General features: G+C 43.9%; 14 protein-coding genes. 8 read left to right on the top strand and 6 right to left on the bottom strand.

What is annotated here, in order from left to right; genetic code table 11:
• The first annotated feature begins 197 nt into the window (after nucleotides 1–197).
• From GMES_RS05680 to GMES_RS05660, 5 genes are all read left to right on the top strand, one after another.
• Nucleotides 198–770, top strand: a complete 573-nt coding sequence (locus GMES_RS05680; protein WP_006991642.1) for a pyridoxamine 5'-phosphate oxidase family protein — start codon at nucleotides 198–200, stop codon at nucleotides 768–770.
• A gap of 183 nt (nucleotides 771–953) precedes the next feature.
• The gene (locus GMES_RS05675) at nucleotides 954–1,529 is read left to right on the top strand and encodes an HNH endonuclease (protein ID WP_006991641.1); all 576 of its coding nucleotides are present in this window, start codon (nucleotides 954–956) and stop codon (nucleotides 1,527–1,529) included.
• Between the two features lie 112 nt (nucleotides 1,530–1,641).
• The gene (locus tag GMES_RS05670) at nucleotides 1,642–2,544 is read left to right on the top strand and encodes a 1-acylglycerol-3-phosphate O-acyltransferase, YihG family (RefSeq protein ID WP_006991640.1); all 903 of its coding nucleotides are present in this window, start codon (nucleotides 1,642–1,644) and stop codon (nucleotides 2,542–2,544) included.
• A gap of 3 nt (nucleotides 2,545–2,547) precedes the next feature.
• Nucleotides 2,548–3,444, top strand: a complete 897-nt coding sequence (locus GMES_RS05665; protein ID WP_083879582.1) for a 1-acylglycerol-3-phosphate O-acyltransferase, YihG family — start codon at nucleotides 2,548–2,550, stop codon at nucleotides 3,442–3,444.
• The gene (locus GMES_RS05660; RefSeq protein WP_006991637.1) at nucleotides 3,445–4,689 is read left to right on the top strand and encodes a mechanosensitive ion channel family protein; all 1,245 of its coding nucleotides are present in this window, start codon (nucleotides 3,445–3,447) and stop codon (nucleotides 4,687–4,689) included.
• 36 nt (nucleotides 4,690–4,725) lie between these two features.
• Here GMES_RS05660 and GMES_RS05655 read toward each other — a convergent pair whose 3' ends face one another.
• Entirely contained in the window at nucleotides 4,726–4,926 is a 201-nt protein-coding gene (locus GMES_RS05655; RefSeq protein WP_006991636.1) for a hypothetical protein, read from the bottom strand.
• 283 nt (nucleotides 4,927–5,209) lie between these two features.
• On the opposite strand from GMES_RS05655, the gene GMES_RS05650 reads away from it, so the two are divergent.
• Complete coding sequence (locus GMES_RS05650; RefSeq protein WP_006991635.1) at nucleotides 5,210–5,989, top strand: DUF2884 family protein; 780 nt, start codon at nucleotides 5,210–5,212, stop codon at nucleotides 5,987–5,989.
• A gap of 87 nt (nucleotides 5,990–6,076) precedes the next feature.
• Nucleotides 6,077–6,928 carry a sugar nucleotide-binding protein gene (locus tag GMES_RS05645; RefSeq protein WP_006991634.1) on the top strand — a complete coding sequence of 284 codons (852 nt, stop codon included), beginning with the start codon at nucleotides 6,077–6,079 and terminating at the stop codon, nucleotides 6,926–6,928.
• Between the two features lie 68 nt (nucleotides 6,929–6,996).
• Here the strand turns inward: GMES_RS05645 and GMES_RS05640 are convergent, their stop codons facing one another.
• The 3 genes from GMES_RS05640 to GMES_RS05630 form a co-directional block, all read right to left on the bottom strand.
• Nucleotides 6,997–8,418, bottom strand: a complete 1,422-nt coding sequence (locus GMES_RS05640) for a sodium-dependent transporter (protein ID WP_006991633.1) — start codon at nucleotides 8,416–8,418, stop codon at nucleotides 6,997–6,999.
• Between the two features lie 140 nt (nucleotides 8,419–8,558).
• Nucleotides 8,559–9,320, bottom strand: coding sequence for an SDR family NAD(P)-dependent oxidoreductase (locus tag GMES_RS05635; RefSeq protein ID WP_006991632.1), 762 nt, complete (start codon nucleotides 9,318–9,320; stop codon nucleotides 8,559–8,561).
• On the bottom strand, nucleotides 9,317–9,742 hold the full coding sequence (locus GMES_RS05630) for a thiol-disulfide oxidoreductase DCC family protein (RefSeq protein ID WP_006991631.1): 426 nt from the start codon (nucleotides 9,740–9,742) through the stop codon (nucleotides 9,317–9,319). Before GMES_RS05630 ends, GMES_RS05635 begins: the two co-directional genes overlap by 4 nt.
• 166 nt (nucleotides 9,743–9,908) lie before the next feature.
• Here GMES_RS05630 and msrA point away from each other — a divergent pair, with 166 nt between their 5' ends.
• Nucleotides 9,909–10,451, top strand: coding sequence for a peptide-methionine (S)-S-oxide reductase MsrA (gene msrA / locus GMES_RS05625; protein ID WP_006991630.1), 543 nt, complete (start codon nucleotides 9,909–9,911; stop codon nucleotides 10,449–10,451).
• Here msrA and GMES_RS05620 read toward each other — a convergent pair.
• Together GMES_RS05620 and GMES_RS05615 are read right to left on the bottom strand one after the other, a co-directional pair.
• Nucleotides 10,448–11,620: a YjiK family protein gene (locus tag GMES_RS05620; RefSeq protein WP_006991629.1), complete on the bottom strand. Its 1,173-nt coding sequence runs from the start codon at nucleotides 11,618–11,620 to the stop codon at nucleotides 10,448–10,450. The two genes, msrA and GMES_RS05620, sit on opposite strands and share 4 nt — an antisense overlap.
• A gap of 125 nt (nucleotides 11,621–11,745) precedes the next feature.
• On the bottom strand, nucleotides 11,746–14,901 hold the full coding sequence (locus GMES_RS05615; RefSeq protein ID WP_006991628.1) for a beta-galactosidase, LacZ type: 3,156 nt from the start codon (nucleotides 14,899–14,901) through the stop codon (nucleotides 11,746–11,748).
• Nucleotides 14,902–14,914: the final 13 nt, after the last annotated feature.

Genomic DNA, 14,914 nt, shown 5'->3' with positions numbered 1-14,914 from the left:
TATGAACGACTGTTCAAAAATAATTTGATTGCGAAATTGCATTATGGAATATTTGTCATACTTGGTTGCTGCCAGTGTTCTTCTCCTAGGGCATTTGGGCCGTTAATATTCAATCAAATTGCGCGTATTCAGTTGTGTTATGGTCGGGTTACTCTGTTCGAACCTAATTCACATCACTTAATACATGAGGAGCATTAATGCAGCATCATTCACCCTGGCAAACGATATTTTATCGATCGCTTGCAGCCCATGAAAAAATACCAGCCAGTCGCTACTTACAGCTTGCCACCGTTGATAATCACGGCCACCCACATTGCCGAACATTAGTTTTTAGAGGCTTCAACCAAGATAAAAATCAGATGTATCTACACACAGATAATCGAAGCGAGAAAATGTCGCAACTAGAGATACACAATCGTGCAGAAGCGTGTTGGTACTTTAGCGAAACCCGAGAACAATTTCGCTTCAGCGGTCACGTTGAGAGCATCAGCGATAAAAAGAGCATCGGCCAAAGTGAACAATCAAAAACGACGAACTGTTCGCCAGAAGCCCAACGATTACGTCTCACGCATTGGCAAAACTTGAGTGACGCACTACGGGAAAGCTATGGGCAAAACTATGATATTGCCAAGCCTGATGAAAACTTTGTCTTGCTGATCCTGCACATCACCCGAGTGGATTATTTGCGCCTTGCCCCCCTGCCTCACTTACGTGTTAGTTATCACCTTGACGCTAGCGAGAATTGGCAAGCAAAATCAGCTGTACCATAAAAAGCGCCCAGCCAACGTTAAGCAAGCATATTTCACGAGAATCAGTCAAAAAATCAACAATTAATGACAGTTGGTCAAAATAAGTACACAGTAGAGCAGTAGGATAGATTGTTATGGGTTAACGCTGCTCATATAGGGTTACCCAGTTAAATCTATTATCTCTACCTTTAGCGAGGCAAGTGTATGTTGGTATTAAGATTGAACAAATCTGGCCTACCTCAGGCATGGATCACTTTAGAAGAAGCGGCTAAGTACTACACCCAAGACCGCGTTTTATTTGAGTTAGGTGATAGTAAGCGAGTGCTGCGCGGTGGTTGGAATAAGCATGGCCTGCAGAGCCGTTTAACCTTATCGTCCATTATCGGCTGCGACGGAAAAGTCACACCTCCCTCTGGTAAGGTGCCCCTGAATAATCGCTACTTATTTCGCCGAGACAATAACTTATGCATGTACTGCGGGCAAAAATTTCGTATACCTGAACTCACCCGTGACCACATTATCCCGCGCTCAAAAGGCGGTCGTGACATTTGGACCAATTGCGCTTCAGCCTGTAATCGCTGTAATTGTTTCAAAGCGGATCGTACCCCAGAAGAAGCGGGGCTTTCTCTTATCGCCGTCCCCTTCACACCGAATATATATGAGCGATTCTACCTGATGAATCGACGTATCTTGACCGACCAAATGGCTTTTTTAGGCAGTCACTTTTCAAAAAATCGTGCCTGGCAAACTGCAGATAACAGCGATATAGCGCTTATTTAGCCCGACTTAAGGCACAAATTAGGCAAAATAGTGATACTTCACTATTAGGTTACTTCTACTTTAGTTTACACTACCCCTTTGTTTGATATTGCGCTGGGTTGGAGTAAAGGTTGTGACGTTGTTGTTTGGCAATTTGATGGGTGTTCTGTCGGTTATCTTGTATTTTATCAACACAGTATTTTGGGTTATTCCTATCGTATTACTGTCATTTCTAAAGCTGATCCCAATTAAAATATGGCGCACTGGGCTCTCATATCTGCTTGATGGCTGTGCCACATCGTGGATCACCATCAACAATGTTAACCAAAATATATTCAGTCGTACCAAAGTCGAAGTGTCCGGTGTTGAAACCCTTACGCGAGATGATTGGTACCTCGTCATAGCGAACCATCAGTCATGGGTGGATATTCTCATTCTGCAAAGGGTATTCAACCGCAAAATCCCGTTTCTTAAATTCTTTTTGAAACAAGAGTTAATCTGGGTACCCTTTTTAGGGATTGCTTGGTGGGCGCTCGATTTCCCCTTTATGCGCCGCTACACCAAATCATTTTTGGCAAAAAACCCTCACCTTAAAGGGAAAGATCTAGAAACCACGCAAAAAGCCTGTGAAAAATTCCGCACCAAGCCTGTCAGTATCATGAATTTTGTTGAAGGCACGCGCTTCACCCCACAAAAATACCAACGCCAGTCTCCCTCGTTTCAACATTTATTGAAGCCAAAAGCGGGGGGAATGGCATTTGTGTTAAGCGCTATGGGTAGCCAACTACACAAACTGTTAGACGTCACTATTTACTACCCTCAAGGCATTCCAACTTTTTGGGATTTTGTGAGCGGCAAGGTTAAAACCATCAAGGTTCACGTGTCTATTACACCTATAAGCGACTTATTGCAAAGTGACGCGTTCGCACAAGACTATTTTGATAACCCCGCACAACGGGTCATATTCCAGCGCTGGCTGAACGGTGTGTGGATAGAAAAAGACAAGCGAATCGAACATTTATCGATGGAGCAGTAAAGGATGCTATCTGTACTGCGCGGAATGTTTATTTTTCCGCTTCACCTTAGCCTTCAGCTTATTAATTTGTCTTTCTGGGCAATACTGATCATCTGCTTAGGACTGCTTAAGTTTGTACTGCCATTCGCATTCATCTCACGCGCTTTTAATCCTGTGCTCGATTTCATGTTATGCGCCTTTGGCGTTATCAGTGTGCGCCTAATCCGCTTATTTAACCCTGTACAATTCGATGTTCAAATCGACGGGGAGCTAAGTAAAGAACATTGGTATTTAATGATGCCAAATCACTTAAGTTGGTTAGATATTATCTTGTTGGTCGACTTCGCCGCGGACAAAATCCCTGCACCTAAATTTTTCTTAAAGAAAGAATTGATTTGGTTACCTTTTGTGGGCTTAGGCGCGTGGGCGTTAGACATGCCCTTTATGCAAAGATATAGCCGCGAATTTGTTGAGAAAAAACCGCACTTAAAAGGCAAAGACATTCAAACGACTAAGCGTTCATGTGAAAAATTCAGAAGCTGCCCCACCACAGTGATTAACTTTGTAGAGGGCAGTCGCTTTACTCAACAAAAGCATCTGTATCGTAAGAGCCCATTCACCCATTTGTTACCGCCCAAAGCCGGGGGAATTGCGTTTACTCTTGCAGCGATGGGGGAATTATTCACCGGTATTTTAGATGTCACGATTATGTACCCGGATAACCCTCAACGCCCCATGCTCAACATGCTCACCGGGCGCCTAGGAAGAGTGATACTTCGCGTGACCGTTGCTCCTGTACAAGCAGACATTATCGGCGACTACTTCAATGATGAAGATTTTAAGCAAGGTTTTCAAACCTGGTTGAATGCACGATGGACCCACAAAGACACACAAATAAACCTGTTATCCGGAGATCAGTAAGTGGAGAGAAACGCGCAATTAAGTGAATACATCATTCAAGGTTATCAATACCTTGGCCTTTCTGTGAAAAACGACGGTGCAATATTTGCGATCACCGCAGTCACACTGTTGATGTGCTTAGCTTGGCTCAGTTTCAGATTAGTACGTATAGCGTTAACAGGTCGGTTAACGCGCTTGGTGTTTAACAGTAAAAATAAGATAGACGATGAGCTTCACGAACACGGTGTGTTCAGACGTATCGCCCATATCGTACCGGCCATGGTGATTTACTTATGCAGCAGCATGTTAGTAGAAGACCCAATACTGTACTCCGCATTACAAAAAATCGCTGTCATTTATATGCTGATTGCAGCTGTAGCAGCGAGCAGTGCATTACTTAACACGGTAGAAGACATCTACAACGCCTCTGAATTAGCAAAGCGCGCTCCTGTTACTGGCTTCATCCAGGTAGGTAAGCTTTTTGTCGTCATTGTGGCCGGTTTACTGATCATTTCCAGCTTACTTGATAAGTCACCGCTATTACTGCTATCCGGTTTAGGTGCGGTTACTGCGATCCTTTTACTGTTATTTAAGGACACCATTTTAGGCTTTGTAGCGGGTATTCAGATTGCGGCCAACCGCATGGTGAATACCGGAGATTGGGTAGAGCTACCTAAATATGGCGCTGACGGAACGGTTTTACAGGTCGGCCTTACTACAGTAAAAGTTCAGAACTGGGATAAGACTATTTCCACCGTCCCGACTTATAGTTTGATAACAGATTCAATGAAGAACTGGCGCGGCATGTCAGAGTCTGCAGGTCGTAGGATCAAACGCTCGATATACATTGATGTAAATAGCATTAAATTTTGTGATCAAGAAATGCTCGACGATTTTCGCAAAATTCGTTACATCAATCAGTATATAGAAAAGAAACGTGCCGAATTAGACGCCTATAATCAAGAGCAAAAAATTGATATTCAAGATTTATTAAACAGCCGTCGTTTAACCAATATAGGCACCTTGCGCGCTTATTTGGTTTCCTACTTACGCCATCACCCTAGCGTTAACCAAGATATGACATTAATGGTGCGCCAACTGCCGCCCACTGAATTAGGCTTACCATTAGAGATATATTGTTTTAGCGCTAACAAAGATTGGATAGCCTACGAAGGTATTCAAGGGGATATATTCGATCATGCACTGGCAATGCTGCCAGTCTTTGGACTAAGAGCCTATCAGCGTATAAGTGATAGGCCTCACTAAGTTTTCATGTATATCTACGTAATTGGCTGTAGGTAATTAGCCTACAGTCAATGCGTATAAGAATAATAAGAACAACACCACACCAGATACACCGAAAAAACCATATTCAACACGTGATTTCATCACATCACCTTGCTCAACTGGCTGGGCAATAAAGCCCATAATAATGCTGGTAACACCCAATACGAACGCCACCAAACCAAAACCAAACAAGATTGCATCAGTCCAATTACCCATTACTCTTCCTCAAAATAATAAAATCAATCTAAAAGCCCACACAAATAATGGCGGAATTATATACCAAATTACGAGAGAAAACATAGGCTGGTGAAATTGCCTAACTATTAGTGTTTTCACTTATAAAATAACAAATACAAAGCAAGTAAGAGTTTGGTGAATTACATAACTAATTGTTTAAATTGGTAATTTATAAACTGGCGCAACCTTTGCTGTACTCATGCCAAGAAGGATCCTGATCAATCCAATTAAAAAGCCGAATGTAAATAAAAGGAATAAAGCGATGCGTAATTTTATTTTTTGTAGCGCGATGTTGGTTAGCAGCACTGTGGTTGCTGCAGAGCAACAATGCGATGTCGAGTTTAACGGTGGTTTACAGTTAGAAAACCAAGTGCTGACATTAACCACTGAGCAAGACAACACAATAGTGATCAATCAAAGTAAGCAGCTTTATGTCAATGGCACACAAACCCACCTTTCTGACAGCCAACAACAACAATTGAATGAATTTTATGACGGTATTGCATCCGCGGTCCCTATGGCAGCCAATATCGCATCAGATGCTATCGAGCTAGCAAGTTATGCCCTAAACGAGACATTCACCCAGTTACTCGGCGAGAATAACTCCGTTGTAGCGGACATCACCGCACAACTCGACGCGTTAAAGCGTGAACTCGACCAAAGCTTTTATGCCGATGATGGCTCAGTACGTTTAAATTCAGCCCACTTTAACGATGGCCAGTTTCTAAGCGAAGGGTTTGAAGAAAAGTTTGAGCAAGCGATAGAAACCATTGTTGCCCACTCAATAGGCCAAATCATGATCACAATTGGCAGTGAGTTAATGTTCAATGGTGGCGATGTGGATGACTTCGAGCAACGTATGGAGAGCTTTGCGAACAATATCGAAAACAAGTTTGATAAAGACGGTGAAGCATTAGAAGCTCGCGCAGAGGTACTTTGTGCTAGTTTAGCCAATATCGATCGCTTAGAAGAAAAACTGCAAAATGAAGTACCCCAACTCGCAGACATGGACGTGCTTCAGGTAAAAGGCTACGCGATGTAAATTGACCAAGCTGATATATATTTCGAGACGAATTCACACTGGCTAGGTCACAAAGGCTAAGCACAATAACGAAGAACAAAGAGCACTATGAAAATAACTATTTTTGGAGGCGGCTGGTTAGGCCAGCCTCTCGCAGTTGCACTAAGCAAAAAGTCTACGAATACCAACGAAGCTGCGCTTGAGATTCAGGTGACCTGTCGCAGCGAAGCATCCATGGCAACCATCCACGCTCAAGGTCTGCAGGGCCGTCACTTTATCTTAGGCGACGCTTTGCAAGATAAAGCCGCCGATAGCCCTCTACTCAATAATGATATAGTCGTGATCAATATTCCCCCTGGGCGCAGAAATCTTGCGAACAATCCCCAGGCCAGCGAACAGTTTGTCAGCGACATGTGTGCCCTTATCCACCAAACCTGCATTGAACAAAGCGCTAAACTTATTTTCATTAGCACCAGTGCGGTTTATGGCGATGTTGAAGGGGAAATAACGGAAAACAGCCAACTGAACCCGAGTACCGAATCGGCGCGCGCCCATTGCGCGATAGAGCAATTCATACAACAAAACATACCTCAAACCACGACTATATTACGCCTAGCAGGATTAGTCGGCCCAAAGCGCCACCCTGCCAAGTTTTTAGCGGGTAAATTAGATTTAAGCGGAGCAAGCCAAGTAGTCAATCTGGTCCACCAGCAGGATGTTATCCTCGCTATTGAGCACATCATCAACCGTGGGATATGGGGAGAGACACTGCATCTATCAGCGCAAGTACATCCCACCCGCAACGACTATTACAGCTGGGCTGCAAAGCAGCTAGGGCTAGCGGAACCAGTGTTCTCAGAAGAACAAAAAGCATGCTCAGGAAAGCAACTCAACCCAGAATATACGCTAAACAAACTCGCCATGCATCTTAACTATCCTAGTCCTTACGACATGCTATAACACTCGCAATCTGCGAGTGTTATAGCTTTCAAATAGTGAAATATTAAGTGCCTTTTTGACTATCTCGCTTAACCGATTAACGCACTTCCAAAATACTTAAGCGCCACAGTATTAATAAAGACCAAGAGTAGAATAACCGGAATAAAGGTACCCAAAGAAAAGTTAACGTATTTTTCGAACCAACTATTGGCGAATTTTGGCGCGCCTAAATCTAGCTCAGTGTTCAAGTTACTTTTCTTCCAGCGGTAAATAACAAACAAACACACTAAAAGACCGTTAAAGGGCAATATCGTGTCGTAGAACACATCAATGATCACATCAAACACAGATTTTGTCTGGCCTGCGTAGGTCAGAAACTCTGTGAAGAAAGTAGAAATACCGAAAGAAGTGGCAGCTGCAATCGACATCACCACAAGTAATCCACCTAAGATAGCCAATGACTTTTTACGGCTATAGCCTTTATCTTCCATCAAGGCTGAAACCGGCACTTCAAAAATAGAAACCAAAGATGTAATAGCAGCAAAAAACACTAATAAGAAAAACAAGCTAGCGACAATACTCGCGCCTGTGTAACCAATGGTGCCTTGCAAAGCCAAGAAGATTTTTGGTAAGAAAGTAAAGATCATGCCCACGGATGAATCGCTCAAACTTTCGGTATCAGTATTGGGATTAAATGAAAACACAGCCGGTAAAATCAATAGGCCAGCAATGAATGCAACAGCAGTATCCATTAAGGCAACAAGCTTTGCAGAGCCCGGCACGTCGGCATGTTTATCGAGATATGAGCCGTACGTCAGCATTATTCCCATCCCCAGGGATAGCGAAAAGAATGCTTGAGATAAAGCAGCACTTACCACAGCGGCATCAATTTTATTGAAGTCAGGAATAAGGTAGTACTTCACCCCCTCAAATGCGTTGTCTAAGGTTAAAACAAAGATCACCAAGCCAATTAACATCACAAATAAAGTCGGCATCATTAACTTAGCGGCTTTCTCAATGCCCTGTTTCACCCCTCCTTGCAAGATCATATACACAATAATCAGCACACCGATCATGTAGTAAAACAGCTCGTAGCCGTTAATGAACACCCCGAACGTGCTAGGGTCAGCCAACACATCAAGGTTACCCAAGATACATTGCACCAGGTAGCCAAAAATCCACACCGTGAGTACCAAGTAGAAGATGGCAATCATGAAAGGGGTAATGGTGGCAAGCCAGCCTGCTATCTTCCAGTGACGCTGACCGTCGGATAACACATTGTATGCCCCAAGCGGATCTTTGCGGCTAGCTCGTCCTACCGACATCTCGGCTAACATCACAGGTAAACAGATAAATGCGACGAAGATGGCGTACATTAGCAAAAAAGCACCACCACCGTTTTTTGTTGCAGCAACCGGAAATCCAACCATATTTCCGATCCCAACTGCAGAGCCTGCAGCCGCGAGAATAAAACCTAAACGAGAGCCAAACTGTTCGCGAGGTGCGCCCATAAAGACATCCTTTATTGTTGTTATATGTTTTTATAATAATGCACGGATGTTAACAGCAGATAATTGAAAAGTCTTCGCTCACATGTATTCACGGAAAGCCTCAGGCGCACAAAATATTTACAAGTTGTTAATTGGCCTTTTCACCACGGGATCTCTTTGCCGTCCCAATCGATAAAATAAGGGCCTTTATCTGGTTGAACAGTGGATAAATGTAGCAACAAACGAGACACACTGAATTCACTGGTGAACAGTTTTTCCGGTTTAACGTTGTTTTGAAAAGGCTCAGACAAAGGGGTGTCGACCGTGCCAGGGTGATAACACACCAAAGTGACATTTTTAGCTCGCCGCTGATATTCAACCTGTGCGGTTTTTACCAACATGTTCAGCGCTGCTTTACTCGCGCGATAACCGTACCAGCCGCCTAAATTATTATCTTCAATACTGCCTACCCTAGCGCTGAAAAAGCTCACATCAGCAGATAACGAACCTTTAACTAAAGGCAACAAGTATCGTAACCAAAGCGCAGGGAGCACGGTGTTCGTGGCAAAATAAGCACTCAACGTATCGGCTGATAATTCTTCCAACCGTTTTTCTGGATGAAGCTTAACGCCGTTATCAGTCACGCCATGTAGAACCCCGCTACAACAAATTATGCGTGTAAACTGCCCTTGGTGTACAAGGCCGTGACAAAAATCAGCTACTGCGGACTCTTTGGTATAATCGAGCTCGATTAATTTGGCTCCTTTCACAAAGTATGAAATATCAGCACTTGGCTTTTGAGTTACTTGACGCGAAATACCGTACACGGTTTCGTATTGTCCTGACGCCAGCAATTGCCTATATACCTCACGGCCCAGCCCGCCTGACGCACCAATAACTAATGCATTGCCTTTTTGTGTCATTTGTCTTCGCCTTTACTCTTCACACTGTCTTTTGTAGTTGCTGAAACAGCACAGGTATCACAACGTTTTTTACCGGTAAGCACATAAGAAATAGTGTAACGATGACGAGCGAAGAATGCGTAAAACCCGTCTGCAAACCAGCGAATAATCGGCCAGCGCATCCAGCCATACAACCAGCCTTTACCAATCGTATCCCATGCCAGATAGGTCGCATCTAGCCCTGTGACCATTTCGCCATTCATTTTTTGTACATGAATGCGTGCATTCAAATCGTGCCAATTTAAGCTTGGGTAGTCCTTGGTAAAACTCGCCAGTTGTATGTCCACAAACTCAATATTGTGGTCTTTGTCATAAGCTTTTAGCTTATTCATTTCGGCTAAGCATAAAGGACAATAGCCATCATAAAAAATCCGAATTGCCATGCTCACCTCTATAATTAATGCGTACTTGCGGCGATTTTTTTGATATACGTGTTTTATTACGTGCACACTAAAAAAATAGTTTACTCAATAGGCCTTGAACACACAGAACAATGTAACCACATTAATGGTTAATGAAAATGGTCTACGAAATTAAGTGAGATAAGTCATGGCGAACATTCAACAAGCCACATTAGGCGGCGGCTGTTTCTGGTGTTTAGAATCAGCATTTAATACAGTCGAGGGCGTCGAACTGGCAGTTAGTGCCTATGCCGGTGGCCAAAGCCCGAATCCAACCTATGAGTCTGTTTGTAGCGGCGAAACCGGTCATGCTGAAGTGGTACGGGTAAATTTTGATGCTGACAAATTAAGCTATCGTGAAGTATTAGAGATTTTCTTCGCTTTACACAATCCTACACAGCTAAACCGTCAGGGTAATGATGTGGGCACTCAGTATCGAAGTGCGATTTTCTATCATGATGAGCAACAAAAACAGGCTGCAGAAAAAATATTGCAAGAGATTAGCGACGAGAAAATCTGGCCTGACCCAGTAGTGACAGAAGTCATCGAGCTAAATAATTATCATCAAGCAGAGGATTATCACCAAGATTACTTTAGCAATAATCCGCAGAATCAATATTGCAACATGGTGGTTGCACCCAAACTAGCGAAATTCAAGAAAACATTCGCCAGTCGCTTAAAAAGCGTTTAGCGCGCGTCGCTATCTTGGGTAAACCATGCATCTTGAATGGGTAAGCTAAACAATAAAGGCGCCATTTTTTCGAATTTGGCGCGGTTCTGTTCACATTGAATATTACTTAAATAAACTGCTTTCCACGGGTCGTTCACCATCCACAGAGTGTCATCAATAATCGTTAAGCCCTCGATCGAACCGTTAGCCATTAACTCCCAAGCAGGGCATTTTTCGTCAGGATCATCTACTGGGGCATAGAAGTCTAAATCTATAATCAAGGTGTCTTGTTGACCAGCCAAGTCCACCAGCCAAAGCTTCTCATCGTTTCGCGCTGCTGCGAAAAGGTATTCCTTGCCCTCGCGTTCATATATCTCCAGCGCATTGATAGGGTGATTACCGTGTTTAAAAATAGGCAATTTAACCTGAGTATCTTCGATGGCAATAAACCCCTCTTGCAGCCAAGTTTCGGCTGTAATCCTTGTAGTGAAAATACGTGCATGACTCCCTGCGTCTTTTTCTAGGCCAAAATACAACTGCCCATCGCGGCCAAGTGCTAAACCTTCAATGCCATCATTAGGGAAGTTACCCAAATTAAACGAGGCGGCAAACGTTAAAGGCCGCGCATGGGTCATCATCACCGAGTCATCGTCTTGCACTTCAAGGCGAATAAGCACAAAGGGATATTCCACAGAGCCTGACTCGCCAAATTGCGCGGCGCATTTTTCGCTAAGGCCCTTATGATCGCTGGCATCTTCGGTAATGGTTAAAAATACGCCTGACTCATCAGGAACCGCCACCAGTGCCTCTAAATCAGGGTTGCCCTGAATATAACTAGCGAAACAACTGTCCTTCACATTATCACTTAGGGTAAACGCCATTGTACCGGGTGCAAGCTGAGCCGTTTCAGGCGAAATAACATGCAATTGCATGCGCTGTGATACATCTGCACTTCTATCACTTAACGAGATAAGCTTGTCTTTCCATACCGTTAGACCGGATGTTTGCGGGTCAAGCATCACATCACCATTAACTTCAGTGATCCATTGCCCTTTCACAATCATGTTTCCATCGGCTATTTCGGGATTGTTAGCTGGTACAACAGGCGATATATCAGACGATTGCTGCGCCTTCTGGCACGCTGCCAACGACAGTATAATAAGACCCAAGGCAACACATTTACGATTCATTTATATTCCAGATAAGCGGCTTAATCATGATTTATAAGGAGATGCGCAGCCTTGGTCAATACCTCTAGTAGAAAAAACGACATATTGACCAAATATCATCCTTTTACCAAGCGCGTCTTACACTATTAACGATACGCCTTTCTATCGGGCCGACACGGCTTCATGACAAACCCATAGTGATAATCACGCCATGGCAACGTGTATTTAAACAATGGCGCTGTTCCCCAAGAATCAGTACCTGCCACACCCCGCTGTTTGTAATCAATATTGATAAATAGGCGATCCTGTTTTGTAAGTTCATGTGGGTGCAAACCCCGCTTGTCGAATTGATCATATTCGTGAACGTCATACCGCTGTGCGCCAAAACCGATTTGCGGTAATCCATAAAACGTTAAACCTAGCCCAGTGTCGTTACTAAAGGTCACACTACGCACATCACTGCGATAACCATTTTCTTGGGGCCGAACATAAGGGAAATACAATTCATCTACCGATTTAGCGTAGCGCCCTACAAATGCCGATGTTTTGCGGTCCCAATAGTTTTCGTGGGGGCCGCGACCAAACCAACTTACTTGGTCAAACTGGCTAGGCATTTGTAGCAAGTTTCCTATTCGCGGTAAGGCACTGTGAAATTGATGAGGCGCAGCATAAAACCAAATATCAAAGGTGACACAGCCATCAACATCAATGGTGTACTTGCTTAAATATCGGCTTTGTACGTCAGTTAAATAATGCTCTGTGGAAACCTCAATAGCCTGAGTCTGCCCTTGATCATCCTCTAAAGATTGCCAATTAAATGTGCTTAATTCGATATGTTGCCCGCCGTACTGCCAATCTTTGGCTTTCTCAGGGAAACCTTCGCCGAAGTCATTATCTGTAGGCGCACGCCAAAATTCAGGACGGATTGCTTCAAACAACATTGATTCGTTTTGCAATTGGTAAGCGCACAACAGCCCTGTTACTAAATCAAATTGAATTGAGAAATCATCTCCGCTGCATTGCAATTGGCCATTAGTTTCACTAGCCATGATTACGCTGTGTTTAGTACCAACTCCTTTTGTAATGTCTTGTGATTTATGCACGGTTTCAGATAAATGCACCAGGGGAATTTGACTACGTGCCACAATGAACCCTGCTGGGATCATATCGGTGCCAGACTGGCTAACAAATTCAAAATTAGCGAAGTACTCAGCACCCAATATTGGGTTTACAGCCACACTCAAAGAAAGCTCACGAATGGATTGCGCTGGAATATCCAATTCCTCAATCACCCCAGTTTGAATAACATGGCCATTCTCTTCGATACGCCAGTGCAGCGAAACGTCTGACAAATCAGTAAAGTAGCGCTTATTTCTAACGCCAATGGTGCGCTTTTCGAAATCAAACGTTTCAACATTCATGTGCTGGTAAACCGCCTGTACTTCAAATGCATGAGGGTTGGGTGTTCTGTCTGCCGCCATTACCCCATTGGCACTGAAATTTCCGTCGTGATACATACCTGGCTCTTCCATGTCGCCACCATATCCCCAGTAGGGCGTGCCATCTTTTGACGTCAGTGCAAAGGTTTGGTCGACCCAATCCCAGATAAATCCTCCTTGTAACAGGGGATATTGCTCAATCACCCGCCAATAATCAGCCAAATTGCCCATGGAGTTACCCATAGCATGCTCGTACTCGCATAAAATGAGTGGACGAGTTTCTCCAAGCTCTGCGTAGTGCTCAAGCACGGGGATGGGCGCATACATTTGGCTATACATATCTGTATGGCGGCGCAGTTGGGCTTGCTCTGACATCACGGGCATGTTGGTTTTGGTTTTTAGCCAATCATATAACGCTTCCATATTCGGCCCATCTCCCGTTTCATTGCCGATTGACCAAATGACAATGCTAGGGTGATTCTTGTCCCGCTCGTACATATTAGAGACTCGATCGAGATACGCGCCTTTCCAACTAGGCATGTTACCCATATGGTCTTTAGGCTTGTACGATATCGCTTGATTCGCTGCGCCTATGCCATGAGACTCAATATTGGCTTCATCCACCAGATACATTCCGTATTCGTCCGCCAACGCGTACCAATAAGGATCATTCGGATAATGAGATGTACGTACCGAATTAATATTGAACTGCTTAAGCAACTGCATATCTCGGCGCATGGAATCGCGACTTATCACGTGACCCGTAACAGGGTCGTGATCATGGCGGTTAACCCCTTTAAAGAGCACGGGCTGACCATTGATCAACACATTGCCGTTTTTTAACTCACTGGTTCGAAAACCAATTCGAGAGTATATGTACTGCACGGGTTCGTGCTTTTCGTTAAGCAAAGTCAGTTTTAATTGATACAAATGCGGTGTTTCAGCGTTCCACTTGGTCACATTTTCTATCGTGGCGGTCAAAAGTAAGTCAGCGCATTGTGACTCCCAATTCGCTAATTTAACGGTTTTTTGAAAAACGGGAGTCAACTCAGAGTCAAATAATTGCGCCTGTAATTGATAACCTTTTCCCGCATGTTCTTGGCCCACTAAATGCGACTGAATATTGACTGCTAATGAAAACTCACCATGCAGGTATTGGTTATCAAGGGTGCTCAAAGCATGAAAGTCGCGTACGCGTACTTTAGGCGTACTGTACATATATACGTCACGCTCAATGCCTGATAAACGCCACATATCCTGTAATTCAAGATAAGTGCCATCAGACCAGCGATACACCTCCAGTGCAATCACGTTCTCACCCGCTTGCAGGTAATGGGTAATATCAAATTCTGCAGGGGTTTTAGAATCTTGGGAGTAACCTACTTTCTGGCCATTTACCCAAATATAAAATGCCGATTTCACCGCCCCTAAATAGACAAAAACGTGCTTATCTTGCCAACTTTCAGGCAAAGTAAAGTGACGTCGATAAGAGCCAACTGGGTTATTGTCCTCAGGCACGTCACCTGCGGTCGGGTGCTTAGCGAAGTCCACCGCCATGTTGATGTAATTCGCCGCACCATAACCCAACAACTGCCAATTACCCGGGACGGCTATTTTGTCCCACTGACTGGTGTCATAGTCAGGAGTGTAAAAATCTAATGGTCGCAAGTTTGGGGCTTTCACCCAATGAAAATCCCATTCACCATTAAGACTCAAGTAGTCTTGTGACATAAACGGCGAATCTAAATACCCCTTTGGATCATCTGAAAAGCCATAAAAGGAACTACGCGCTGGCTCTTTGTTAATGGCGAAGACTTCGGGGTTTTGCCAATCAGGCAAGGTAGAAAATTGAGGATATGTCATAGAAGCGGCTCCA

The sequence above is a fragment of the Paraglaciecola mesophila KMM 241 genome, assembly GCF_000315015.1.
Classification (GTDB): domain Bacteria; phylum Pseudomonadota; class Gammaproteobacteria; order Enterobacterales; family Alteromonadaceae; genus Paraglaciecola; species Paraglaciecola mesophila.
Note: the sequence above shows the minus strand (reverse complement) of the source record. Positions and strands in the feature narration are given on the sequence as shown.

Bases quoted from the DNA above. Each gene is read 5' to 3' on its own strand.
- GMES_RS05680 (WP_006991642.1), top strand. From the start codon at position 198: ATGCAGCATCATTCACCCTGGCAAACGATATTTTATCGATCGCTTGCA.
- GMES_RS05675 (WP_006991641.1), top strand. From the start codon at position 954: ATGTTGGTATTAAGATTGAACAAATCTGGCCTACCTCAGGCATGGATC.
- GMES_RS05665 (WP_083879582.1), top strand. From the start codon at position 2,548: ATGCTATCTGTACTGCGCGGAATGTTTATTTTTCCGCTTCACCTTAGC.
- GMES_RS05655 (WP_006991636.1), bottom strand. From the start codon at position 4,926: ATGGGTAATTGGACTGATGCAATCTTGTTTGGTTTTGGTTTGGTGGCG.
- GMES_RS05650 (WP_006991635.1), top strand. From the start codon at position 5,210: ATGCGTAATTTTATTTTTTGTAGCGCGATGTTGGTTAGCAGCACTGTG.
- GMES_RS05645 (WP_006991634.1), top strand. From the start codon at position 6,077: ATGAAAATAACTATTTTTGGAGGCGGCTGGTTAGGCCAGCCTCTCGCA.
- GMES_RS05640 (WP_006991633.1), bottom strand. From the start codon at position 8,418: ATGGGCGCACCTCGCGAACAGTTTGGCTCTCGTTTAGGTTTTATTCTC.
- GMES_RS05635 (WP_006991632.1), bottom strand. From the start codon at position 9,320: ATGACACAAAAAGGCAATGCATTAGTTATTGGTGCGTCAGGCGGGCTG.
- GMES_RS05630 (WP_006991631.1), bottom strand. From the start codon at position 9,742: ATGGCAATTCGGATTTTTTATGATGGCTATTGTCCTTTATGCTTAGCC.
- msrA (WP_006991630.1), top strand. From the start codon at position 9,909: ATGGCGAACATTCAACAAGCCACATTAGGCGGCGGCTGTTTCTGGTGT.
- GMES_RS05620 (WP_006991629.1), bottom strand. From the start codon at position 11,620: ATGAATCGTAAATGTGTTGCCTTGGGTCTTATTATACTGTCGTTGGCA.
- GMES_RS05615 (WP_006991628.1), bottom strand. From the start codon at position 14,901: ATGACATATCCTCAATTTTCTACCTTGCCTGATTGGCAAAACCCCGAA.